The organism is Pricia sp., from assembly GCF_041745955.1.
In the GTDB taxonomy this organism is placed as follows: Bacteria; Bacteroidota; Bacteroidia; order Flavobacteriales; family Flavobacteriaceae; genus Pricia.
This window is the reverse complement of the sequence record NZ_JBGTHY010000561.1, coordinates 1-24040: the sequence shown is the minus strand read 5'-3', so window position 1 is coordinate 24040 and position 24040 is coordinate 1. Positions and strand designations below refer to the sequence as shown.

At 45.3% G+C, this 24040-nt stretch carries 17 protein-coding genes and 1 pseudogene; 13 read left to right on the top strand and 5 right to left on the bottom strand.

The window, feature by feature from the left end; translation table 11 throughout:
• The 3 genes from ACEW8S_RS20260 to ACEW8S_RS20250 all read left to right on the top strand — a co-directional run.
• On the top strand, nt 1-1870 hold a 1870-nt coding region (locus ACEW8S_RS20260; protein ID WP_373519923.1), incomplete at its 5' end, for an FtsX-like permease family protein.
• Between the two features lie 88 nt (nt 1871-1958).
• Nucleotides 1959-2717, top strand: a complete 759-nt coding sequence (locus ACEW8S_RS20255) for a head GIN domain-containing protein (RefSeq protein WP_373519922.1) — start codon at nt 1959-1961, stop codon at nt 2715-2717.
• Between the two features lie 58 nt (nt 2718-2775).
• A complete protein-coding gene (locus tag ACEW8S_RS20250) occupies nt 2776-5208 on the top strand; it encodes an ABC transporter permease (protein ID WP_373519921.1) in 2433 nt (810 codons plus the stop codon).
• A 357-nt stretch (nt 5209-5565) separates the two neighbouring features.
• On the opposite strand, the gene ACEW8S_RS20245 is transcribed toward ACEW8S_RS20250, so the two are convergent.
• Nucleotides 5566-5706, bottom strand: coding sequence for a hypothetical protein (locus ACEW8S_RS20245; RefSeq protein WP_373519920.1), 141 nt, complete (start codon nt 5704-5706; stop codon nt 5566-5568).
• A 341-nt stretch (nt 5707-6047) separates the two neighbouring features.
• Nucleotides 6048-6995: a lipid A deacylase LpxR family protein gene (locus ACEW8S_RS20240; protein WP_373519919.1), complete on the bottom strand. Its 948-nt coding sequence runs from the start codon at nt 6993-6995 to the stop codon at nt 6048-6050.
• A 326-nt stretch (nt 6996-7321) separates the two neighbouring features.
• Here ACEW8S_RS20240 and ACEW8S_RS20235 point away from each other — a divergent pair, with 326 nt between their 5' ends.
• The 3 genes from ACEW8S_RS20235 (at nt 7322) to ACEW8S_RS20225 (ending at nt 14775) form a co-directional block, all read left to right on the top strand.
• Complete coding sequence (locus tag ACEW8S_RS20235) at nt 7322-9751, top strand: ABC transporter permease (protein ID WP_373519918.1); 2430 nt, start codon at nt 7322-7324, stop codon at nt 9749-9751.
• A gap of 198 nt (nt 9752-9949) precedes the next feature.
• Nucleotides 9950-12310, top strand: a complete 2361-nt coding sequence (locus tag ACEW8S_RS20230) for an FtsX-like permease family protein (RefSeq protein ID WP_373519917.1) — start codon at nt 9950-9952, stop codon at nt 12308-12310.
• 47 nt (nt 12311-12357) lie between these two features.
• Nucleotides 12358-14775: an ABC transporter permease gene (locus ACEW8S_RS20225; RefSeq protein WP_373519916.1), complete on the top strand. Its 2418-nt coding sequence runs from the start codon at nt 12358-12360 to the stop codon at nt 14773-14775.
• A gap of 91 nt (nt 14776-14866) precedes the next feature.
• Here the strand turns inward: ACEW8S_RS20225 and ACEW8S_RS20220 are convergent.
• Nucleotides 14867-15043 (bottom strand): annotated as a pseudogene (locus ACEW8S_RS20220) (DUF433 domain-containing protein); the annotation flags it as partial.
• Between the two features lie 182 nt (nt 15044-15225).
• Between ACEW8S_RS20220 and ACEW8S_RS20215 the strand changes: the two are divergent.
• The 6 genes from ACEW8S_RS20215 to ACEW8S_RS20190 all read left to right on the top strand — a co-directional run bounded on the left by ACEW8S_RS20215 (nt 15226) and on the right by ACEW8S_RS20190 (nt 19403).
• On the top strand, nt 15226-15888 hold the full coding sequence (locus ACEW8S_RS20215) for an ABC transporter ATP-binding protein (protein WP_373519915.1): 663 nt from the start codon (nt 15226-15228) through the stop codon (nt 15886-15888).
• A 96-nt stretch (nt 15889-15984) separates the two neighbouring features.
• Nucleotides 15985-17133 carry an Mrp/NBP35 family ATP-binding protein gene (locus ACEW8S_RS20210; protein WP_373519914.1) on the top strand — a complete coding sequence of 383 codons (1149 nt, stop codon included), beginning with the start codon at nt 15985-15987 and terminating at the stop codon, nt 17131-17133.
• The gene (locus ACEW8S_RS20205; RefSeq protein WP_091864684.1) at nt 17130-17381 is read left to right on the top strand and encodes a NifU family protein; all 252 of its coding nucleotides are present in this window, start codon (nt 17130-17132) and stop codon (nt 17379-17381) included. Before ACEW8S_RS20210 ends, ACEW8S_RS20205 begins: the two co-directional genes overlap by 4 nt.
• Nucleotides 17382-17456: 75 nt before the next feature.
• Nucleotides 17457-18515 (top strand): NAD(P)/FAD-dependent oxidoreductase, encoded by a 1059-nt coding sequence (locus tag ACEW8S_RS20200; RefSeq protein ID WP_373519913.1) that lies wholly within the window; start codon nt 17457-17459, stop codon nt 18513-18515.
• A 77-nt stretch (nt 18516-18592) separates the two neighbouring features.
• Nucleotides 18593-18922, top strand: a complete 330-nt coding sequence (locus tag ACEW8S_RS20195) for a 2Fe-2S iron-sulfur cluster-binding protein (protein WP_373519912.1) — start codon at nt 18593-18595, stop codon at nt 18920-18922.
• 175 nt (nt 18923-19097) lie between these two features.
• On the top strand, nt 19098-19403 hold the full coding sequence (locus ACEW8S_RS20190) for a hypothetical protein (RefSeq protein WP_373519911.1): 306 nt from the start codon (nt 19098-19100) through the stop codon (nt 19401-19403).
• Nucleotides 19404-19487: 84 nt separating this feature from the next.
• Here the strand turns inward: ACEW8S_RS20190 and ACEW8S_RS20185 are convergent, their stop codons facing one another.
• Entirely contained in the window at nt 19488-21224 is a 1737-nt protein-coding gene (locus ACEW8S_RS20185) for an ABC transporter ATP-binding protein (RefSeq protein ID WP_373519910.1), read from the bottom strand.
• Nucleotides 21225-21351: 127 nt separating this feature from the next.
• Between ACEW8S_RS20185 and ACEW8S_RS20180 the strand changes: the two genes are divergently transcribed.
• Nucleotides 21352-23664 (top strand): acylase, encoded by a 2313-nt coding sequence (locus ACEW8S_RS20180; RefSeq protein ID WP_373519909.1) that lies wholly within the window; start codon nt 21352-21354, stop codon nt 23662-23664.
• 195 nt (nt 23665-23859) lie between these two features.
• Here the strand turns inward: ACEW8S_RS20180 and ACEW8S_RS20175 are convergent.
• The coding region (locus tag ACEW8S_RS20175) for an agmatine deiminase family protein (protein WP_373519908.1) at nt 23860-24040 on the bottom strand (181 nt) is incomplete at its 5' end.

Here is a 24040-nt window from a genome sequence, read left to right as displayed (position 1 = left end):
GACCGTTACGGGTGTTTTTGAGCCTATCAGTCCATATTCTTCGTTTCGTTTGGGTGTCGTACTATCCAACGAATTGTTGAAGGATAACCCGAGTTTTACAGCGAATTCCGGTTGGGACAATAGTTTTACCCCAAGCTATTTAAGGCTACGGCCCGATGTTGATATTGCCCAGTTCGAAAAGCTGGTTTACGGGTTGGTACAAAAGAATTATGCGGATCCAAGCACCATCGCTTCGATCAAGGCCATGCCGTATGCCGATGCGCGCATGGATGCCATTCCGGTGGTCAAGACCATTATCAATGGTTCGATCGCGGCCTCCTTTTTTGTACTGCTCATCGTTTTGGTCAACTTGCTCAACCTGAATACCTCAACGATGTTTCGCCGTACCAAGGATATTGCGGTGCGCAAGATATTGGGTGGTAGCAAGAGAAGTGTAATCTTTCAATTCTGTTTGGAGAACGGCATATTGGTCTTTGTGTCCATCTTGATTTCCGGAGCACTGTTTCTTGGGCTTTTGTTGCCCGGTCTGAACGAAAATTATGGTGCCGACTTTGGAAAAATATCCTTTGATGTGGCCCATGATTATCCCGTCGTTCTGTATGCCATTGGCTTGGGCCTGTTGGTTACCTTGGTGGTGGGAATATTGCCGACGCTTCGATTTATTTCCGTACCGATTTCCACGGGAATCAAAGGAAAGATCGAGTCTATCAAAAGTAATTTCTTCCTTCGCAATTCCTTTATCATCCTACAATTTTCCATAGCGATCCTTTTTATCTGTGTGGCCATCATTTTGAACAGCCAGATCGGGTACATGAAAGAGGCGCCATTAGGTTTTGAAAGAGAAAATGTTATTGTGGGCAAAATCGATTTGGACTATAAGGATGTGGATGCGGCTGCGTCCAGTTTTGAATCTTTGCTGGATCGGTTAAATGCAGATCCGGGTGTTGAAAGTGTTTCGGCAAGTGAAGCGATTCCTTCCGACTATTATTTCAATTACACGCAGTTTTACGTTGCCGAAACGGAAACCAATGTACATATGCGTCGCGCCCATACCGATGACGGGTACCTAAAATCCCTTAAAATCCCCTTAGTGACGGGAAGGGATTTTAATAAGGATGTGGATAACGCCGACGACCAACCGGTCATCATTAACCGAACTGCCATGAAGGCCCTGGGCTGGAATTCCATCGAAGGAAAAAGATTGAAATATAAAGATGATTCCACAGCGGGATTCCCGGTGGTAGGCGTTATGGAAGATTTTCATTACCAAGATATGCAGTACGCCGTAGAACCCTTGGTACATTTTTATCAAGAAACGAAGAACTTGGGCGCACAGCGTTTCCTCTCCGTTCGGGTCTTACCGGGGAACGAAAAAGCCGTGGAGGACATCATTTCTAATACCTTCGACAATATAGCTTCACGCCGGGGTTATTCACAGGAACTCTTAACCGATATGGTCGGCGCACAATACCGATTGATAGAGGGCATTTTAAAAACGGTCAATATCGTTGCTCTTCTGACCATTTTCATTTCCTGTTTGGGCCTGTTCGGATTAATATCCTTTATGGCCAAAAGAAGGATTAAGGAAATCGGCATCCGCAAAGTACTGGGCGCCGGCGTATTCCGGATAATCCTATTGCTGTCAAAAGACTATGTGCTATTGGTGGGTATTGGGGCCATGATTGCCTTTCCCATTGCATGGTTCGTCATGAACGCTTGGTTATCCGATTTTGCCTATAGCATCACCATCCAATGGTGGATGTTTGCATTGGGAGGATTGATTGCTTTGTTAATAACATCCTTTACATTGGGCATTCAAGCGGTAAAATCGGCATCGGCCAATCCTGTAAAAAGCTTACGAACAGAATAACAAACATAGATCTCACAGGTCGTAGACTTTCCACCGGAGCTTTTTCAGTGCAGGAAGAATACCCGTGAGGTCTACAAAAACAAGAACCATGAAAATAACAAAAAGCATCAAAACCATTCCCACCATCCTATTCGCCTTTCTAGCCATCCAAACCAGTTTCGCCCAAACAAAGCCCCTAAATGTCGATACCTTCGACAAGGTCATCGTAAGTCCGCATGTGCAGGTCGTTTTTCAACAGGGCGATTCCGAAAGCGTGACCATTGAAAGTAGTAGCGTATCCGAAGAAAAAATCAACATCGAGGTCAACGGCAAGACCCTTCGCCTCTTCCTCGATGGTGCTTGGGATGTGACCAAAAGCGAAAAAACAAATGAAAACGGCTACGAACAACGGAAATCCATGTATAACGGGACGGTAATAAAGGCGACCGTGACTTATAAAAATTTAGAAGAACTCTCCCTTCGCGGCGAAGAAAACATAGTCTGCAAAAGCACTTTAAAAGGCGAGAAGTTCAACTTGACCATTTATGGCGCATCCCAAGTATATCTCAATAAAGTGACCGTGGGCAACTTAAAGACCACCATATACGGCCAAAGTTATCTTGAGCTTAAGGAAGGTACTATAGACCGTCATAAAATAACGGCCTATGGCGAGACCAAGGTCAATACTTTGGGCGTGGAGAGCAAATCGGCAAAAATAATTGCCTACGGAGAGGGCAGTTATCGCTTGAAAGTTAGCGATGATCTGAAGATTACCGCGTATGGCGAGGCTTCCGTTGCCTATGAAGGTAATCCTAAGGTCAACAAAGGGATTATTATTGGGGAGGCGAGGATTCATAGAATACAGTAAATCATCAGTTCATGCTGAATTTAGTTCAGTAACGAAATCGAGTCAAAAAACTAAAATCATGTTCAAAAACCATCTAAAAATCGCTTGGAGAAGTTTAAAGAAACAACCTTTCTTGACTTTCCTGAACACGTTCGGCCTTGCCATCGGTATGGCCGGCGGGTTGCTCATTTCACTGTACATCCATGACGAATTAAGTTTCGACAAAATGTTCACGGATGCCGATCGGATTTACAGAATAGATGCTGATATCAAGTTTGGCGGAGCGGAAATAAAGGCAGCCGAGAGCGCTCCTCCGATGGCCGGGGCATTGCAAAGGGATTATTCCGAAGTGGAAAATACGGTTAGGTTTCGGAACCTGGGGAGTATGTTGATTCGAAAATCGGGTACGGAGACCAATACCAAAGAAATGCACGTAACCTTTGTCGATTCCACTTTTTTTGACATGTTCGATATAGCTCTGCTCATTGGAGATGCCAAGACTGCCCTGACCGAGCCCAATACTTTGGTGCTTACGAAAACAGCTGCTGAAAGATATTTCGGAACTCGGAGTGCGTTGGGCCAAAGCCTTTTGTTGAACAATACCGATACCTATACCGTAACTGGAGTTATAGAAGACCTGCCAAAGAATTCCTTTTTAAGGGACCATACGGTTTTTATGGCCATGGCAGGCAACCCCGCGTCGCGCGAAAACCTATGGGGCAGCAACAACTTCTTCACGTTCGTCAAACTGATACCCAGCGCGAATATTGACAGCTTTGGGGTAAAGTTACAGGGCATGCTCGAAAAATATATGCTGCCATGGGCGCAAAAGTATTTTCCGGGGATGACCGCGGAATCGTTCTCAGCTTCCGGTAATTATATTCGCTACCATACCATGCCGTTGACCGACATACATCTATATTCGAACCGAAGTACAGAACTAAGTGCTAACAGTAGTATCCAAAACGTGTATATTCTGTTGTTTATCGGCATTTTTCTAATTATGCTCGCCAGCGTAAACTTTATGAATCTTTCTACGGCCCATTCCCTTAAACGGTCCAAGGAAGTCGGCATCCTAAAGACTTTGGGATCTAATAAATCCGATTTGGTGCGCCAATTCTTGACGGAATCGGGCCTAGTTTCTTTCCTTTCATTGCTTATGGCCGTTGTCATCGCTGTTTTGGCCTTACCTTTCTTCAATGAACTTTCCGGAAAGTCCGTTGCCATTCCGTTTGTTAGTCCTATTTTTTGGATGATTTTAATATCGGCAACCGTCGTATTGGGCCTCTTCTCCGGAAGTTACCCCGCATTTTTTATGTCCCGTTTTATGCCCGTAAAAACCCTAAAAGGCGGCGGGCAAACCAAAGTAGGCGGGGGACGCATTCGAAATACGTTAGTCGTCTTTCAATTCGCTATTTCGGTTTTCCTAATCGTGGCCACCTTGGTCGTTTTTCAACAGTTACAATTCATACAGGGCAAAGACCTTGGTTATGCCAAAAATCAAATCGTTCTGATCAACGACACCTATGCAGCGGGCAATCAGACAAAGACCTTTAAAGAAGAGGTGCTTAAATTAAGCGGGGTACAAAATGCGACTATGAGCGGTTTTCTTCCTACACCTTCGTATCGATCTGACAGTTCCTTCTTTGAGGAAGGGGCCATGAATCAAGAGAACGCCATTCAAATGCAGGAATGGGATGTTGATGAGGATTATCTACCTTCCCTTGACATGCAACTAATTGCCGGACGAAATTTTGACGAGCGGTTTGTCACCGATTCCACAGTGGTCATCATCAACGAGGCTACCCTCTCCGTTTTAGGTGTTACCCCAAACGAAGCGTTGGGAATGCGTATTACAGAGGATGCCGATCTAGAGGAAAAGGTATTCTACACCATAATAGGTGTCGTTAAAAACTTTCACTACCAAACTTTACGGAAAAATATCGGCGCATTGGGCCTTTTTATGCGACCTTCAACAGGAACCTTGGCCGTAAAATTGAAAGCAGGAAATTTTAAGAACACCATCACCGATATCGAAGGCATTTGGAACGAAATTGCACCCGGCCAACCGTTCAACTATTCCTTCATGGACGATTCTTTCAACAGCACCTATGAAGCCGAGCAGCGTTTGGGAAGCATTTTTATCCTCTTTACCATCCTATCCATCGTAATAGCCTGTTTGGGACTGTTCGGTCTCGCCGCCTTCAACGCCCAAAAACGCACTAAGGAAATCGGTGTGCGAAAAGTGCTGGGAGCCAGTGTCGGCCAAATTACCTACAGGCTCACTACGGATTTTCTCAAACTGGTCGCAATCGCTATAGCCATCGCCTTGCCCGTCGGCTGGTACGTTATGAACAAATGGCTCGAAGATTTCTCGTTCCGAATGAAAATCGGCTGGGGCGTTTTCGCCATCGCGGCAATATTGGCGATTGGGGTAGCGGTGCTGACCGTCAGCTATCAAAGTATAAAAGCGGCGATTGTGAACCCGGTGAAGAGTTTGCGGTCGGAGTAGGATGGTTGCCACTAATAATGATGCAGGGGGCGTTTGCCTTAAAACAAAATTTAATTATTAGAATTCCCCGATGCTCTGCCTTGAGGTAGTTCATTCCCCCCTCGTTCAGGATTTCCTGTAGGATTTTTTCGGTAAGCCCATTGGCCTTTACCTCTTCACTAATACTTTTCAGCAATTTATCGAAATCGGACAATTTACTTTTTTGGCCAGCTCATTAATTTACTGCTGAAAGGACTTTTCCAAATGAGCGCGTAACTTAGGCGTTAGATTCTGCCATTCTTTGGCGATTACAATGTCCACCTTAATTTCGATACTTTCCATAACCTTACAGGATTATAAAATATAAATTCTAAAAAGTCAATCATCCTCGGCCAAAATTCTATCTAGAATAACTGGGGTAAGTCCTCGTTCTTCGATGGTTTTTCCAATTTCCTTTAAAAAGTTCTCGAATTTATTTGGTGCATCGACCATAAGTTTCTTGGCGATAATAATGTTCATGATTTAGGAAATCCGTAGTTTATCTTCTTTCGAGGCAGCACGCCATCTTTTGGCGGTATCGTCACTTACATTTAATTCAATTTCTTCCATATTACCTTAAAATACAAAATATAAATCCTTTGATACTATCCAGAACACCCGAAGATGGAGCAATCGAATACTTTTAGAATCCACCAATAAAAAAGGCGGCGCGGATGAGGAGAAAAATAGATAGCAGTAGAAAGTTGTGTCGGTTCATAAATAGAACTAGTTTGAAAGTGTCTCTAAAAAGTAAAACCAATCTTTACTCCCTCCACGGAAGTTTGTGTCGGTTCATAAACAGAATTCGTTTGAAAGAGGGTCTAAAACGTAAACCCTATGTTCACCCCTCCCCAAGCCGAGGCATGTCCGGTTTCAAATTCCCGTGTAATCAAAGAGCGGGTATATTCGAAGTACAGGGTGCGTGTCTTAAGTACCAGGCCAAAATGGAATTGGGCCGTTAACCGTTCCACGGCAGCTGCGGAAATGGTATAGGCGCTGTTCCTATTGAAAAGACCGCTTTGCAAGGTCGCGTCATAGCCTACGAGTTTTAGCGTAGGCTGTGCATAGAGATAGAGTCGAAAACCTTTTTTGTCTCCTGTAAATGGGGAGTCGATAAGTCCCACAGTGCTGCTTATCCCAGCGGATACATGTGTGAACAGGGTTCCCAACTGCGCGTTCGCATGGGCCTGTAACGAAAATAGATGGTTATACGACCATACCCTTTTCTCATAGCCCAAACGATAGTTGAGCACCACATCGTTTTCGATCTGATGCTGCCAGCCCAAAGGTTCCTTGTCGTCTATGAGCCGATGGATGCCCGTCTGCATTTCTCTGCCAAAGGCGCCGGGACCGATGATGCCGAGACTCAGGGAAGACGTTGTTCTCGTTTTTTTTGCCGTATCGGTCGCAACCAAAAAGCTCTTGAGCAGAATTGCGGCGGCAAACGGCCGGTCACCGAATTGGATTTCCGGGCGCTGATACTGTTCCGGGGTAAAACCTATATGTTCAATGGAAAGACCATATTTGGAAACGGTTGCTTTTGGGTCCAAAAGAAAAAAGTTGAGTGGGTTGTTTTTGAGAACGGGGGCTACCAGTTCCAAGTTGTAGCCTTGTGTATAATCCTTGTCGGTAGCGGCAAAAAAGTCGTTGTCATAATTGAATCGAAAATAGGAATCGCCGTTGAGGTCGCGAAAAGATGCCAAGTGATCTATTTTTTGAGCGACCGCAAGGCTGGGAATAAAAAGGAACAAAAAGAGGAATTGTTTCATGACCAAACTTACGGAAATGACACTACGAGGGTTTTAAAAGTTGAACCCTAGCTAGTTTCGTTGCCTTGTAGCGGCATCAATATGCCTAGGAGTTGTCCACATACTATACAGTATCTGTCCAAGTATTTGACACTTAAATAGTATTTCAGTTCTGTTTATATATATAAGCAAATGATTATTAGCTCTTTATATATATGGCACGAAAATCGAGTTCATAATTACAATTTCAATCCCATAAATTAGTGGTGTTCCCTGGATAACGGCAGTTCCCAAAGATGTCGAAATGACCTCGAAAGCCATTTGTCCTTAAAAGAAAAAAGAGAACCATGTTCAGAAACTATCTAAAAATCGCCTTCCGAAACATCTGGAAAAACAAGGCATTCTCCCTAATCAATATTGTCGGGCTCTCGATTGGCCTGAGTTCCGCATTTGTCATCGGGGCGATGATTTATTATGATTTGACGTTTGATAAGTTTCATGAGGATGGGGAGCGGATTTATCGGGTTGTGACGGACACCAAATCTCCGGAACGCGATGGCCACTTTCGGGGGGTTCCCGTTCCGCTTGGCGATGCCCTTGAAAATGAAGTAACCGGATTGGAAAACGTCAGTATGTTTTTTGTTGCATACTTCGATAAAATTAGCATTGGGGATACGGAAAAGACGTTTCGAAATCCCGAAAATGCCATTTTTGCCGACAAAAATTACTTTCAACTTTTAACATACGATTGGTTGGCAGGCTCTACAAAAGGAGTGCTCGACAACCCCAATGAGGTCGTATTGACCGAAAAAAGGGCGAAAAAATATTTTCCAAATGTCCCGGTTCTGGAAATTTTGGGTCGCACGGTCACCTATAACGACTCCATAAATGTAAAAATCACCGGTATCGTTGCCGATTTCGAGGAGCGGAGTGATTTCACCTTTCAGGAGTTCATTTCACGGAAAACCGCCCTTAACACCTCTATGGACGGTAATATTTACAACGACAGTTGGGATGGTATGAGTTCCGGCACCCAACTATTTATAAAGGTCAAAAAGAAAACGAACATACAAAACCTAAAAGACCAACTGGTCAGCATAGCCAAAGAACATGAAAACGAAGAGATAGTCGCTTTGGGCCATATCACAACCTTTAATCTACAACCGTTGTCCCAACTCCATAACAATGATGATTACGCTGTTTTCGACACTACCGACCATGAACCCGATGCCAAGGTTATGCTTGGTTTGTCGATTATCGCACTCTTTTTACTGTTTTTGGGCTGCATCAACTTTATCAATCTGAACACCGCCCAGGCCACCCGGCGTGCCAAGGAGATCGGGATTCGTAAAACATTGGGGAGTTCGAAAATACAGTTGATTTACCAATTTTTGGGCGAGACTTTGCTGTTGACCCTAGCCGCTGCAATAGTGTCGCTATTCTTTTCTTCCGGGCTGTTCCGGTTGTTTTCCGACTTTATGCCGCCCGATATTGGTATGGAGCTTTTTAAGAGCCCGTTGCTTGTAATTGGTGCCATCCTTTTAGTTATAATAATCACACTGCTCTCCGGATTTTATCCCGCTCTAGTGCTTTCCCAGTTTAAACCCGTATCCGTATTAAAGAATCAAATTTTACCGGGAAGCGATAAAGGTTCGCTACGAAAGTATCTTACCATTTTTCAGTTTGTGATCGCCCAGATCTTTATCATCGCTACCCTACTAGTTGGCAAGCAAATCAGTTTTATGATGAAGAAGGATATGGGCATCAAAACGGAGTCCGTTGCCTATATACGCACACCATACTTCATTGATTCCGAAGTAAAACGACAAAGGTTTGCAAATGCGATAGATGCCTTGCCAGAAATAGAGGAAATCAGCCTTGCAGGTGGGCCGCCCGCCTCTCAAAGTTATTCAGGCAGATCGGTGACGTATTTCGCAAAGGACAATGAGATCAATGCCCAATTGCAACTGCTTTATGGTGATAATAACTATTTGGATCTGTACGGAATAGAACTATTGGCGGGCCGTAAGCCCTTGAACGACTCCATTAACGAATATGTGGTCAACGAAACCTGCATGATGCTATTGGGCTTTAAGAATCCGCAGGATATCATCGGGCAGACGGTGAAAGCGAATAGTAAGAATATTCCGATTGTCGGTGTCATGGAAGATTTTAATCAGCGTTCGTTGAGGTCAAAGATAGATCCATTGGCTTTTGTGGGCGGCAATCAGCACGGTACGGTCCACTTTTCGTTTCGGGCCGATGAAACTGAAAATTGGCCAAAAGCTATTGGAAAAATAGAAGATGCCTGGAAAAGTATATATCCGGATGAGATATTCCAGATAAATTTTATGGACGACACCGTAAAACAATTCTACGAACAAGAACGAAAAACCTCCGTTCTATTGGCATGTGCCACCGGCCTCGCCATCGCCATCAGCTGCCTCGGCCTTCTCGGCCTCGTCATCCACACCACCGAACGCCGCACCAAAGAAATCGGTATTCGAAAAATATTGGGCGCCACCTTGGCACAGTTGAACCTGTTGCTCTGCAAAGAATTTTTGATTCTCGTAGGCATCGCTTTTGCCATCGCTGCACCAATTGCGTGGTGGGGCATGAACAATTGGTTACAGGATTTTGCCTATAAAACAGAATTGAGTTGGTGGGTTTTTATAATCAGCGGCGTCGCCATGCTATTGATTGCACTGGGGATTATCAGTATACGAACGATAGCGGCGGCGAACCGTAATCCGGTGAAGAGTTTGCGGACGGAGTAGCCGGTTATGTCTCTTTTCATAGGTCTGAAATGCAATGTAAATACCCCTTAGCAATGTAAATATTCTATACACTCGCTGTCCAAATATTTTACACTTTAGGTATGTTTCTAATTTATTTTTGTGTTAACATACTGAATATCAAAATTTTATAGAAGTGGCATGAAAATCGTTCTTTGAGTTCCGTTAACAATAGAAATCATGTTTAAAAATCACATCAAAATTGCTTTTAGAGGCCTTGGCAAAAGAAAGGGCTTTGCTTTAATCAATGTTATCGGATTAGCCTTGGGCATTTGGTGTACGCTATTGATTGCACTCTGGATTTCCGATGAATTGGGTAAAGACCGTTTTCACGCTAAGGGGGATACTATTAGTCAGGTAATGACCAATGTGACCTCTGAGGAAGGCGAAATCGACACTTGGAGCGGGACGGGATATCCCGTTGCAGAAGCACTAGCGGAACAGATCCCGGAAATCGAAACCGTGGTTAGAAGTGCGGGGCCAAGGGAGTCCATACTAAAAGTGGATGAAAAAAAGGTAGGGGCCCAGGTTATCGGAGCCGATACCGGCTTTTTCGATATGTTTTCCTTCCCTTTAAAAAAAGGACAGACTGAGAGTTGCCTTACCGATCTCAAAAGTATCGTGCTGTCAGACGAAATGGCCTTGATTTATTTCCCAAAGGGAAATGCTATGGGTGAAACGATAAATGTGATGCTCGATGAAACTGCCGAACCCTTTTTGGTAACGGGCGTTTTCGAAAAAATTCCCCGACAGTCCACCTTACAATTCGATGCCGTGGTGCCTTTGGACAATTTCTTGCCAATGAACAACAAAAGCTGGGGAAATTCATGGCTGACCACCTATATCCTCCATGGCGAACATACCGCTCTCGACGTATTGGGCCAAAAAATAAAGAATATTCACGGAGAAGCTGGTGAAGACCCATGGAGAACGCTATCCTTACAGCCATTGCACGACCGTTATCTGTATTCCAAGTTCGAGAACGGCAAGGCTGTCGGCGGAAGGATTGATTACATCATCCTTTTTGGTATTATTGCGATGTTTACGCTTTTAATCGCCTGTTTTAATTTTATCAACCTAACTACGGCGAGGGCCGTACAACGCTCCAAAGAGGTCGGTATAAAGAAAGTTTTGGGTGCAGGGAAAAATGCTTTGTTGGGCCAATTTTTTATGGAATCCGTTGTTCTTGTGCTCGTATCGGTATTGTGTGCCATAGTTTTCGCCCTGATTTCCATGCCTCTGTTCAACGCCATTACCGAAAAAGAGCTGACCATCGATTTTTCCGACCCCCGTCTCTACGGTATTCTGGCGATAATAGCCTTGGCGACCGTATTGCTCTCGGGACTGTATCCCGCTTTTTCGCTTTCCTCATCTAAGAGCATCAATGCCCTCAACGAAAAACTGAAAGGCAATAAGGGCGAAACCGTTTTGCGAAAAGGTCTGGTCGTTTTTCAGTTCTTTCTTTGCATGGTGATGATTACGGGTACCTTAGTGGTCTACCTGCAACTCGAATATATACAGAACAAGAACCTTGGACTCGATAAAGAAAATATCCTTTTTATGTATATGGATAATGAAACCTATCTAAAATCGCAGTCCATGAAGGCCGAATTTGCCAATTTTTCGGGAATCGAGCAGGTAAGTTTGGCCAGTAGTAATTTTATAGACGCGGGCGGAACTACTTCCGACCCTGTTTGGGAAGGTCAAAGCGCGGATGATGGGCAAAAATGGTTCTCTGTCCTAACCGTCGATTTTGACCTCATGGAAATGCTGGATATTCCTGTAACGAACGGTCGCAGTTTCTCACCCAAATTCGCCACCGATACCCTGAATTATTTGGTCAACGAAGAAGCGGTAAAGGCAATGGGTTTGGAGAACCCCATCGGTAAGTCCATGAGTTTTTGGGGAGACGAGGGCGGTAAGATTGTGGGTACCGTCAAAAATTTCCATTTTGCATCCTTGCATAATCCTATCGGCCCCATGATCATACGGTGTCGACCCACAGAGGCCGTGATGTTTTATGTCAAGACCATGCCCGGGAGAACGGCGGAGGCCATGGCCCACATGGAAAAAGTACATCGACAGTTCAGCGGACTCCCGTTCACCTATAATTTCTTGGACGAAACCATTGAAAAAGGGTATAAGGATGAACAAAAAGTACAAAAACTAGCAGGTATATTCGCCTTTCTCGCCATCGTCATTTCCTGTTTGGGACTTTTCGGTCTGGCGATGTTCACCGCCCACCAGCGTATCAAGGAAATCGCCGTACGAAAAGTATTGGGCGCCAACATTGCGGGACTGTTTCAATTGCTTTCAAAGGATTTTGTGAAACTCGTCGCCATTGCCCTTTTCATTGCAATTCCCTTGGCATGGTACGTCATGAACGATTGGATTCAAGGTTTTGCCTTCCATATCGATATCCAATGGTGGATGTTCCTTTTCGCCGGTGGCATCTTGTTGCTTATCTCCTTGCTTACCGTAAGCTATCAGACCTTGAAAGTGGCGACGACGAACCCGGCAAAAAGTTTGCGGACGGAGTGAAAAAGGGTTGTCAAAAAAAGAATTACCAAATTTAGAAAAGAAACAACATGTACAGACTATTCCTAAAAATCGCAACTCGCTACCTGCTCAAGAACAAGCTGTACTCCTTTATCAATATTATCGGACTGGCCATTGGTATTGCCTCTTTCGTTCTGATTATGTTGTATGTGAACTACGAGCGGAGTTATGATACATTTAAGGGTTCGGAGAACGTATATCGCGTGTTTATGGATTATCTGGAGGGCGGTAAATACGTTCCCGGTGATGCCAATACCTATATCGTAAGCGGCCCCACACTTAAAGAGGAATTTCCGGAAATAGAGGACTTTGTTCGGATCCGTCGTGTGAAAGGATTGGTTTTGCTGCACGACAATACCGTTTTTGACGATAAAACGGGAGCCTTGGCCGACCCTAGCTACTTCAATATTTTTGACCGTACGTTGAAAAAGGGCGACCTGAATACCGCATTGAACGAACCCTATTCCATGGTACTTGCCGCTTCGTTGGCTCAAAAGATTTTCGGTCCCGAAGACCCTATCGGCAAAACCGTGGAAATAGCTGCCGGTGGCAACACTCCCTTTAAAGTTACCGGGGTCATGGAAGGCGAGGTTCAAAACACCCATATCAAAAACGATTTTCTGGTTTCGTTCCAAACCTTTTATACCTGGCCGGTATTCGAACGGGATTGGAAATATACCTGGAACCAGAACGAATATTATACCTATTTAAAAGTCGACAAAAATACCGACTTCGATTTGCTTAACCAGAAGGTAATGGATCTTGACCCCGAAGGGCTAGGCAACGAAAGACACCATTTGGAACCGATAGAGGATATCCACTTAACCTCCAACAAACCCTACGAGGCCGAGTCCAACGGCAGTGCCGACAGCGTTCGCCTTTTGGCCATTATCGCTTTTATTACCATTCTGCTTTCTTGGATGAACTATATGAATCTCTCCACCAGTAAATCCCTCGAACGGGCCAAGGAAATCGGGGTCCGTAAAGTGGTCGGTGCCAGAAGGCCACAATTGATCGTGCAGTCCCTTTTGGAATCCGCATTGCTGAATTTTATTGCTATCGTTTTGGCAATAGCTGTTGTCTATTTGGTACTCCCTCTTTTCAATCGTTTTGTCGGCCAGGATTTTCAATTGGACAGTACACTACTACAGGGCCTTTTACCGTATTTTGGTTTTATACTTTTTGGAGGACTTTTATCGGCTTTTTATCCAGCTCTCGTATTGAGCAAATATAAGGCGGTAAAGGTGCTTAGAGGAAAGCTACGTACTTCCTCAAATAGTATTAACCTGCGAAGGGGTTTGATCATCGGCCAGTTTTTAGTGACCATAACCTTATTGACAGGCGCTTTCGTGGCCAACAAACAGATTCGTTTTCTGGAAAACCGCCCCATCGGCGCCGACCTGGATCATTTAGTGGCCTTGGACGGACAAATATTGAACAGAGAGAAGGACTCCCTTTTGAAAGCCGATTTTGGAACCTTGGTGGACGAACTTAAAAAGAGCCCCTTTGTGAAAGATGTGGCCTTGGCGCAGACCTATCCCGGCGATGATTTTTCACATTTAAATTCGAATATCGGTGTGATTTTTCCAAATGGTACTATTGATACAACAAGGGTGTGGTACAACTATGCGGTACAGCCCGACTATTTTAAGGTGACGGGTATGGAATTTGCGGCGGGCGGGGCGTTTCGGCAAACAGCGAGCGAGAAGGGCCATGACATAGTCATCAACGAAAAAATGGCGCATTTAATGGGCGTTTCCGATATGGAGAGCCTGGTAGGAAAAACCATGAAATTCTGGGATGTGGACTTTACAATATCTGGGGTGGTCAAGGATTACCATCATTTCGGATTGAAATCTCCTATTGAGCCTATGATCATCACCCATAATAAAAGTATTGGCAACGTTCTGGTAAAACTAGATCTACCCGCCGCTACCATTGCGAGTACGACCGAGGCGCTAGAGCAATTGAACAAAACATGGCATCAGGTCTTTCCCGAAAGCACTTACAATTACACCTTTTTAGATCAAAATTTCGAGGCCCAATATAAAGAGGACAAAAAATTCGCTTCCGCCTTCCAGATTTTCACCATCCTTGCCATTTTGATTGCTTCCATGGGCCTCTTCGGCCTGACCTCTTACACTTGCATCCAAAGGAGAAAAGAAATCGGCATCCGAAAGGTCAACGGCGCATCCATAACCCAAATCCTACAACTCCTGAACCAAGACTTTGTCAAATGGGTCGGTATCGCGTTCATCATCGCCGTCCCGATTTCATGGTACGCCATGAGCAAATGGCTCGAAGGCTTCACCTATAAAACAACAATGAGCTGGTGGATATTCGCCCTGGCGGGAATCACGGCCCTGGTCATCGCATTGCTGACCGTAAGCTGGCAAAGTTTTCGGGCGGCAACAAACAATCCTGTGGATGCGCTGCGGGATGAGTAATAAATTAGCTAATAAAAAACCTAAAGAATAATCAAAATGCCCGTTTCATTATCATTGTCAAAAGAATGGATCCAATCGAGATTACATTCGACTACGCAGAGAGTTCAATCCTTACCTTATGTGCGGCATAGCTCAAACTGGCCAAGATATCATCCTTTTCGAGACAGGGAAAATTCTGAAGGATTTCTTCCATATTCATTCCGGATGCCAGATATCCGAGAATATCGCCTATGGTTATTCGCATCCCCCTTATACCGGGTTTTCCGGAGCGTTTTCCTGGTTAAAGGGTTATTTTTTCGAGTAGCGACATACGATTGTATTTACCTTCAAAGCTACAAAAAAAGAATATATTGGCTAGAAAACAAAACTTGACAAATAACGGTATCAACCAAAAGAGAATAATTTAAACAGATTCCCGCATTTGCAGGAATGACAAATTCAAAATTAATTATGCTACTACAACTAAACAACATCTTCAAATGGGTACATCAGGGCGGCCAACGGGTCTTCCTTTTAAAAGACATCAACCTTGAAGTCGAGGAGGGGGAGTTCATTTCCATCATGGGTCCTTCCGGATCGGGAAAATCCACTTTGCTGAACGTCATCGGTATGCTCGATGATTTTAATGAAGGGGAATACAACTTTCTGGACGAACCCGTACACCAACTCAAGGAAAAGCATCGCGCCAACCTTTACAAACAGTACATCGGTTTTGTTTTTCAGGCCTATCATCTCATCGACGAGCTAACGGTCTACGAAAACCTTGAAATGCCACTGCTGTACAAAAAGGTAAAAGGTTCAGAGCGCAAGGCCATGGTCGCCGATATGCTGGATCGTTTCGGTATCGTAGGTAAAAAAGACCTGTTCCCCACCCAACTTAGCGGTGGACAGCAACAATTGGTCGGGGTCGCCCGGGCATTGATTTCCAAACCGAAACTGATCTTGGCCGATGAGCCCACGGGCAACCTGAACTCCAAACAAAGCACAGAGATTATGGAGTTGTTCAAGGAACTGAATGATGAAGGGGTGACAATTATTCAAGCGACCCATAACGAGAATAATGCGGGGTATGGTAAGCGAACCATTAACCTGTTGGATGGGAGAAAGGTATAACCAGATTTAATCCCCTTCCTTTTACCATCTCACTCCGATACCGTATCTTTGCTATTTAGAAAGATTTTACATAAAAGTCAATTAGGGATAGCGTATATGAAGATTGAAAAACAGGCAGTTTTAAAGGCGTTGGAAAATATTACCGTACCCGGCGAGGGGCAAAATATGGTCGAAAGCGGGGCGGTCAAGAACATACAGATTTTTGGGGATGAGGTCGAGGTCGATATCACGATCGGTAACCCTAGCCTACAGGCCCGTAAGAGGACAGAGGTCGAAATCCTCAAGATTATCCATAGGGAAGTCTACGAGAAAGCGAAAATCAAGATTAATATCAAGGTTGATGCTCCCACGGCGAAACCTAAGACGAACGAGATCAAGGGGAAACCGATTCCGGGTATCCAGAATATCATTGCCGTAGCCTCCGGTAAGGGCGGTGTCGGCAAATCTACCGTAACGGCCAACTTAGCGGTGACCTTGGCGAAAATGGGCTTTAAGGTCGGGCTTTTGGATGCGGATATCTACGGCCCCTCCATGCCGACCATGTTCGATGTGACCCAAGAAAAACCCAAAGCTGTCAATGTCGACGGTAAATCTAAAATGAAGCCCGTGGAAAGTCACGGCGTCAAGTTATTGTCCATCGGATTTTTCACCCAGCCCAACCAAGCAGTTATTTGGCGGGGACCCATGGCCTCAAAGGCGCTCAATCAAATGATTTTCGACGCCCATTGGGGCGAGCTTGATTTTATGCTGCTGGATCTTCCCCCGGGCACGGGCGACATCCACTTGAGCATTATGCAGGCCATGCCGGTAACCGGAGCCGTAATCGTCAGTACACCACAAGAGGTGGCGCTCGCCGATGCACGTAAAGGGGTGGCCATGTTCCAACAAGATTCCATTAACGTGCCGGTATTGGGTATTGTCGAGAATATGGCGTATTTTACACCAGAGGAACTTCCTGACAACAAATACTATATCTTTGGAAAGGAAGGCGCAAAGCATCTGGCCGAAGACCTCGGGGTTCCGTTTTTGGGAGAGATACCCTTGGTGCAGAGTATACGGGAAGCAGGTGATGTGGGAAGACCGGCCGCCTTGCAAACGGCGACTCCCGTTGAAGCCGCCTTCGAGCAATTGACCAAGAATACGGTACAGGAACTGGTACGCCGAAACAAAAGCCTTCCCCCGACGGAAGCGATTAAAATAACAACAATGGCGGGATGTTCCGCCGTCAAAGGAAAGAACTCATGACTTCGGAAGAACTAACAATGAACGTAGAAAAGGCCTTGGATGAGATCCGCCCCTTTTTACAAAGCGATGGGGGTGATATTTCATTGATTTCCATAGATAACGAAAACTCGGTAAAGGTAAGGTTGGAAGGGAACTGTATCGGTTGTACGGTCAACCAGATGACCCTAAAGAGCGGGGTGGAGATGACCATTAAAAAATATGCGCCCCAGATCGAAGAGGTGGTCAACGTAGGCCAACCCGTAGCTTAGGGACTGTTTGGACGGGGTCTTCTCCAAAGGCAGCAGATGATGATGGGCAGGCGATTTTTTAAAGATGATTTTTGAATGATTACTACTGATATATTGATTATCGGTGCGGGCCCGACCGGGCTTTTTGCCGTTTTTGAAGCCGGCCTGTTACAGTTAAAATGCCATTTGATCGATGCCCTGCCCCAAGCGGGCGGACAGTGCTCGGAAATCTATCCCAAAAAACCCATTTACGATATTCCAGGTTTTTCCGAAATCCTGGCGGGCGATTTGGTCGACAATCTTATGGAACAGATCAAATCCTTCGCCCCCGGTTTTACCTTGGGCGAAAGGGCCCAGACTATTGAAAAGCAAGAGGATGGTTCCTTTATAGTGACTACGAACAAGGGTACGAAGCACCAAGCCCCCATTGTCGCTATCGCCGGCGGATTGGGAAGTTTCGAACCCAGAAAGCCTTTACTGGAAAACTTGAAGAAATATGAGGATAATGGAATAGCCTACATCATCAAGGATCCCGAGGTCTATCGCGATACAAAGGTATTGATCGCAGGTGGCGGTGATTCCGCTTTGGATTGGAGTATCTTTCTAGCGGATGTAGCATCCGAAGTAACCCTTGTACATCGCAGAAAGGAATTCCGCGGGGCTTTGGATTCGGTAGAAAAAGTACAAGCCTTAAAAAATCAAGGTAGAATACGCCTGATAACCCCTGGCGAGGTTACATCACTGAAAGGTGATGAAAAATTGCAATCGGTAACCGTTCGAAAGAATACCACTGCGGTAGAGGATATAGAGATAGCAGTAGATCACTTCATCCCATTATTCGGATTATCGCCCAAACTGGGCCCAATTGCCGATTGGGGCCTCGATATCGAAAAGAACGCCATCAAAGTAGACACTTTCGATTATCAGACCAATGTTCCCGGTATGTATGCCATCGGCGATGTCAACACGTATCCCGGAAAACTGAAACTGATTCTTTGCGGTTTCCATGAAGCGACCCTGATGTGCCAGAGTGCCTATCAACGTATCCATCCCGATAAAAGATATGTAATGAAATATACCACGGTGGGCGGGGTGACCGGATTTGATGGTTCTAAAAAGGAGGCACCCAAAGCAGTGGTCAAAGCGATAGATTAACGAAATAGAAAAACTTGAAGCGCAATTTGCGACCTCAAATGGTAAATCAAAATCCTGTAAATCAATTTTGATAGTAAATGAGTGATATAAAGTTAAAAATAACCGACCGCGAGGGCTTCATACACGAAATAGATGCCCCGACCGATATGAACATGAACCTGATGGAAGTCGTTCGCTCCTACGAACTCGCTCCCGAAGGTACTATCGGTATATGCGGCGGAATGGCCATGTGCGCCTCCTGCCAGTGCTATGTGAGGTCAAATCATCAACTTCCTGAAAAATCGGATGACGAAGAGGCTATGTTGGCCGAAGCCTTTCATGTTGAGAGCAATAGCCGGTTGGGGTGTCAAATTCACATGACCGAAGATTTGGACGGTTTGGAAGTGGAGTTGGCCCCGGAAAGCTGAAAATGTGAAAACTTTACCCAATTCATAAACAATTTCACAGATTTACACAGCGTATGTCAGTCAATAAAATTTATAAACCATTAGAAACCAATTTTTTATAAATAATAGGGTTTTCTGGTATCATATTTTCATATGTGGAAAAGAATTTAACTTACAAATTAAAATCTAGAACATTATGAAAAAAGTATTTATCACAGCCGTATTCGCATTAGGAAGTTTAACTGCATTTGCTCAAGAAGAGCAAGCTACTGAGGCACAAGATGCCGCTACTGAAGCTGTTGCACAAGACGATTTTTCTGAAATCGCCATGGAAGAGGTTCCAGAAGCAGTTACTGCAATGATCGAAACCAACTATCCTGGCGCTACTGTAAACAGTGCCGCCAAGAACGAAGCTGGTCATTATAAGTTAGAAGTTTCTTTGGAGGATGGTACTTCAGGTGCCCTTATCCTTGATGAAGAAGGAAATGCTGTTGAGCAGTAAAAATGTAAATCAATTTGGGTCACACCCAAACCAATTTCAAGAAAGGAACCGTGTCAGCACGGTTCCTTTTTTTTTGATGCTTCCTCAAATCCTTGCCTGATACGTAAACAGATTGTAATAGCGCCCCTCGGAAGCTATCAACTCATCATGTGTACCCCGCTCCGCAATCCTACCGTTTTCGATGACCAAGATTTGGTCTGCCTTTCGTATGGTGCTCAAACGGTGGGCGATAACAAAGGTCGTCCGTCCTTTGGTCAATTCGGCCAAACTTTTTTGGACCAATGCCTCACTCTCGGTATCCAAATTGGAGGTAGCTTCGTCCAGGATAAGGATTTTCGGATTGGCCAAGACCGCCCTTGCGATGGCAATACGCTGTCGCTGCCCGCCGGAGAGTTTGATGCCACGTTCTCCGATCAAGGTGTCCAACCCTTCATCGAAGCGGTCGGTGAACTCATCGACGTAGGCGGCCTTGACCGCTTGTTGCAATCTTTCTTCAGAGGCGTCCGGCCGTGGGAAGAGTATGTTTTGTCGAATGGTTCCTTCGAACAGAAAATCATCCTGTAAAACAACGCCTAGATATTGGCGGAAACTGTTGAGGTCCACTTTGGATAGGTCTTTTCCGTCAATGGTCACTTTCCCTGAATCCGGATTTAAAAAGCTGGCGGCCAATCCTGCAATGGTCGTTTTCCCCGAACCGGAACTTCCTACAAGGGCTACGACCGAACCGGAATCGGCCTCGAAACTAATATTGTGCAATACCTCTTTATCCTCCTCATAAGCAAACGAAACGTCATGAAAGGCCATATCGCCCCTTACTTCACCGAGCACATTGGTACGTTGGGCCTCATCGGCTTCCGGTGTCATGTTCATAAGTTCTTCGGTACGGTCCAGTCCTGCCAAGGCCTCGGTCAATTGGCTGCCAATATTGCTCATTTGTACGATAGGGGCAACCATCAGGCCCAAGAGAACTGTGAACATCAAAAGGTCACCGATGGTAAGCGTACCCTGAATAATTTTATATCCCCCAAAACCCATCACGCCCGTAGTTGCGATTCCGATAAGAAAAGTGGCCGAACTGGTCATAAAGGCCGTTGTGGTCAGACTTTTCTTGACATTCTGAAACAGTTCCTCTACGCCATCCTCAAAAATACGGCTCTCCTGTGCCTCGGCGTTAAAGCCTTTGATTACACGAATGCCCCCCAAGGTTTCCGTCAAGCGTCCGGTGACCTCCGCGTTTATTTTCCCACGTTTGCGAAAAATAGGGCGGATGATCTTGAACGCTTTTAGGGCAATAAAGGAGAAAATGGCCAGTGGAATAAAGGTAAAAAGCGTCATAGCCGGACTGATGCGCAGCAACAGAATGAGGGAGACTATAGCGGTAACGGTTCCCCCGACCAACTGCACCAGCCCCGTGCCGATCAGGTTACGGATCCCTTCCACATCGTTCATAATTCGCGAAACGAGATTGCCTGATTTCGTATTGTCGAAAAATCGTATGGGCAGGGAGAGGACTTTCTTCTGTACATCGGCGCGCAGTTCCGAAATCATGTATTGGGCCTGAACGCTCAAGATCTTGGTCAGCAAAAACGAAGTGACCGATTGTACCAAAATAGCAATAATGACCCCCGCGACGAGAAGCTTGAGCATTTGAATATTCTTTTTGGCGATAACCTCGTCGATCAGATATTTTGAGGCAATGGGTGTGACAAAACTGGCCGCTTTACTGATCACGATCAATAAAAGGCCGATAAATACCAATCTGCGCCTTGGCCATATAATGGTCTTAAAGGCGGTAAGAATACTCACTTTTTGTTCGGGCATAGCAGTTTTTTGAAAGAATCTGCAAGGTACTTGAAATAAGGGTATACCCAATGGAAAGTAAAAGGACAAATTACAACCGAAAGTTTTACCAAAAGTTGCTACATTCACGGCATAAAGTTTATATCGTATGTTCGACAAGCTATCCTATTTTGTAATCGCCGCACTATTTTCCATAGCTGTGGCTGCACAGTCCGAGAAAGAATTGGGTCGTTGGCAGACCCAAGCTGAAAACGTAAACATCATCCGCGATGATTTTGGAATTCCACATGTCTACGGGAAAACCGATGCCGATGCTGTTTTCGGTTTGCTATACGCCCAATGTGAGGATGACTTCAACCGAGTGGAACAAAATTATATCTGGGCAACCGGGCGATTGGCCGAGATGGAAGGCGAAGAAGCCCTTTTCAGCGATTTGAGGGCCAAGCTTTTTATGACCGAGGAGGAGGCCAAAACAAATTATAAGAAGAGTCCGGAGTGGTTGAAAAAACTTTGTGATGCTTTTGCGAATGGTGTCAACTATTACCTGCACACCCATCCCGAAATACAACCCAAACTTTTGACCCATTTCGAACCTTGGATGCCGATGTACTTTAGCGAAGGTTCGATCGGCGGCGACATCGAGCGGATTTCTACGGAAAAAATCAAGGCGTTTTATGAAAGTGGGATGGAAATTCCCGAAGCCGAGAAAATGGATGCCGGGAAAAGGGATGCCAAAAAAATCAAAACCAAGAAAACGAAGGCAGAGATTATTAAAATGAAAGAGGGCAAAGCGAAAGATGCTAAGGCGGATAAGGCCAATGCCAGAAAAGTCAATTCAAAGGGCGACAAGGCCGAAAAACAGAAAGAGGAATCCGAACCCCAAGGTTCCAATGGCATTGCGATTTCTGGGAAGCTGACGCAATCCGGTGATGCGATGCTGTTGATCAATCCGCATACTTCCTTTTATTTTCGAGGGGAAGTACATGCGGTTTCCGAAGAAGGCCTCAATGCCTATGGAGCGGTCACATGGGGCCAGTTTTTCATTTATCAAGGTTTCAACGAAAAAACGGGTTGGATGCATACCAGCACGTATACCGATATTATCGATGAGTTCAAGGAAACGATACTGAACATCGACGGAAAGTTGATGTATCAATATGGAGAGGAACTACGCCCCGTGGAAACTTCCGAAATCGTTTTAAAATATACGGATGGGGACAGCCTAAAAGAAAGGACCTTCCCTGCATACCGCACCCATCAAGGCCCGATAACCCAACTCGAAGACGGCCAATGGACGGCTTCCGCCATGATGTGGGAACCACCCAAGGCCTTGGAACAATCCTTTATCCGCTCAAAACAGGAGGGTTACAAAGGTTTCCGCAAAATGATGGATATACGAACAAATTCCAGTAACAACACCGTATATGCCGATGCCGAGGGAAATATCGCCTATTTCCACGGAAATTTTATCCCGAAACGGGATACGATTTTCGACTATTCGAAACCGGTCGATGGCAGTAACCCCAAAACCGATTGGCAAGGCCTGCATACGGTCGATGAGAATATCCTATTATTAAACCCCGAAAACGGATGGTTGCAGAATTGCAATTCCACGCCTTATACTGCCGCGCTGGAATTCAGTCCGAAGGAAGAAAATTATCCGAATTATATGTCCGTCGACCGAGAGAATTTTCGGGGGGTTCATGCCATAGAACTCCTTAAAGATAGAAAGGGATATACTTTGGATAGTCTGATGCGGCTGGCCCACGACCCCTATTTACCGGCGTTCAAAGCCTTGATTCCCGGTTTGGTCAAGGCCTACAATAGGCATGACGATAAAAACCCTGAACTTCGGGAAGCTATCGAGATACTGGGGAAATGGGACTACAGAACTTCGGCGGAATCTGTCGCCATGACCTTGGCACAGTTTTATGGTACCGCAATGGGCAGGGAAGCCGAACGGCCGGATGACCTTAGCGATATGGAATCCTTTATCTGGCTAGGCCAAAATTCGAATGAAAGTTTACGGATTTTTGAACAGGTCATCGATCGATTGACGACCGATTTTGGCACGTGGAATATTCCGTGGGGAGAGGTCAACCGCTACCAACGCTTGAACGGGGATATCCGTCAAGCTTTTGACGACAGCAAACCTAGTAGACCGATCGGTTTAGCATCAGGCCGCTGGGGCGCTTTGGCGGCTTACGGCATCAGCTACGACAATGACACCAAAAAAATCTACGGCACCCGAGGCAACAGCTTTGCCGCCGTGGTCGAGTTCGGCGAGAGGGTAAAGGCCAAAAGCATCTTGGCAGGCGGGCAGAGTGGCGACCCGACATCCCCGCATTTCGACGACCAAATCGAACGCTATGCCAACGCAGATTGGAAGGAAGTAGCTTATTACAAAGAAGATGTGCTGAAGAGGGCGGAGGAGAGCTATCGGCCCGGGGAAAGAAAGTGAACTGTTTTTCCGTATAAAGAAGGTACCGTTCGGCTCAGGTTAAGAAAATGACCTGTCGCACAAGGTTAGTAAAATATCCTGTATGCCAATGAGAAGAAAATTACCTCCAAATTAGGGATTGTGCACCATCTATATTCCAAGAGAGATGGTTTTCGTCAAAAATCGGCAATCCTAAATTATAGTTTCAAGTCTGTCTTAGCGGGGAATCTGCTGACTCAAACAATGCAACGTTCCAAATCCCCAAATAAAATCGATACAGCTTATACCGATCACTTTTCTGTCAGGGAAACAATCGGACAAGATATTCAGGGCTGTCCGGTCGTTTTCGTCATTGAAGGTAGGTACAAGCACGGTCTTATTTAAAATCAGGAAATTG

Bases quoted from the DNA above. Each gene is read 5' to 3' on its own strand.
- ACEW8S_RS20255 (WP_373519922.1), top strand. From the start codon at position 1,959: ATGAAAATAACAAAAAGCATCAAAACCATTCCCACCATCCTATTCGCC.
- ACEW8S_RS20215 (WP_373519915.1), top strand. From the start codon at position 15,226: ATGCTACTACAACTAAACAACATCTTCAAATGGGTACATCAGGGCGGC.
- ACEW8S_RS20190 (WP_373519911.1), top strand. From the start codon at position 19,098: ATGAAAAAAGTATTTATCACAGCCGTATTCGCATTAGGAAGTTTAACT.
- ACEW8S_RS20195 (WP_373519912.1), top strand. From the start codon at position 18,593: ATGAGTGATATAAAGTTAAAAATAACCGACCGCGAGGGCTTCATACAC.
- ACEW8S_RS20235 (WP_373519918.1), top strand. From the start codon at position 7,322: ATGTTCAGAAACTATCTAAAAATCGCCTTCCGAAACATCTGGAAAAAC.
- ACEW8S_RS20240 (WP_373519919.1), bottom strand. From the start codon at position 6,995: ATGAAACAATTCCTCTTTTTGTTCCTTTTTATTCCCAGCCTTGCGGTC.
- ACEW8S_RS20230 (WP_373519917.1), top strand. From the start codon at position 9,950: ATGTTTAAAAATCACATCAAAATTGCTTTTAGAGGCCTTGGCAAAAGA.
- ACEW8S_RS20225 (WP_373519916.1), top strand. From the start codon at position 12,358: ATGTACAGACTATTCCTAAAAATCGCAACTCGCTACCTGCTCAAGAAC.
- ACEW8S_RS20245 (WP_373519920.1), bottom strand. From the start codon at position 5,706: ATGAACATTATTATCGCCAAGAAACTTATGGTCGATGCACCAAATAAA.
- ACEW8S_RS20205 (WP_091864684.1), top strand. From the start codon at position 17,130: ATGACTTCGGAAGAACTAACAATGAACGTAGAAAAGGCCTTGGATGAG.
- ACEW8S_RS20180 (WP_373519909.1), top strand. From the start codon at position 21,352: ATGTTCGACAAGCTATCCTATTTTGTAATCGCCGCACTATTTTCCATA.
- ACEW8S_RS20250 (WP_373519921.1), top strand. From the start codon at position 2,776: ATGTTCAAAAACCATCTAAAAATCGCTTGGAGAAGTTTAAAGAAACAA.
- ACEW8S_RS20185 (WP_373519910.1), bottom strand. From the start codon at position 21,224: ATGCCCGAACAAAAAGTGAGTATTCTTACCGCCTTTAAGACCATTATA.
- ACEW8S_RS20210 (WP_373519914.1), top strand. From the start codon at position 15,985: ATGAAGATTGAAAAACAGGCAGTTTTAAAGGCGTTGGAAAATATTACC.
- ACEW8S_RS20200 (WP_373519913.1), top strand. From the start codon at position 17,457: ATGATTACTACTGATATATTGATTATCGGTGCGGGCCCGACCGGGCTT.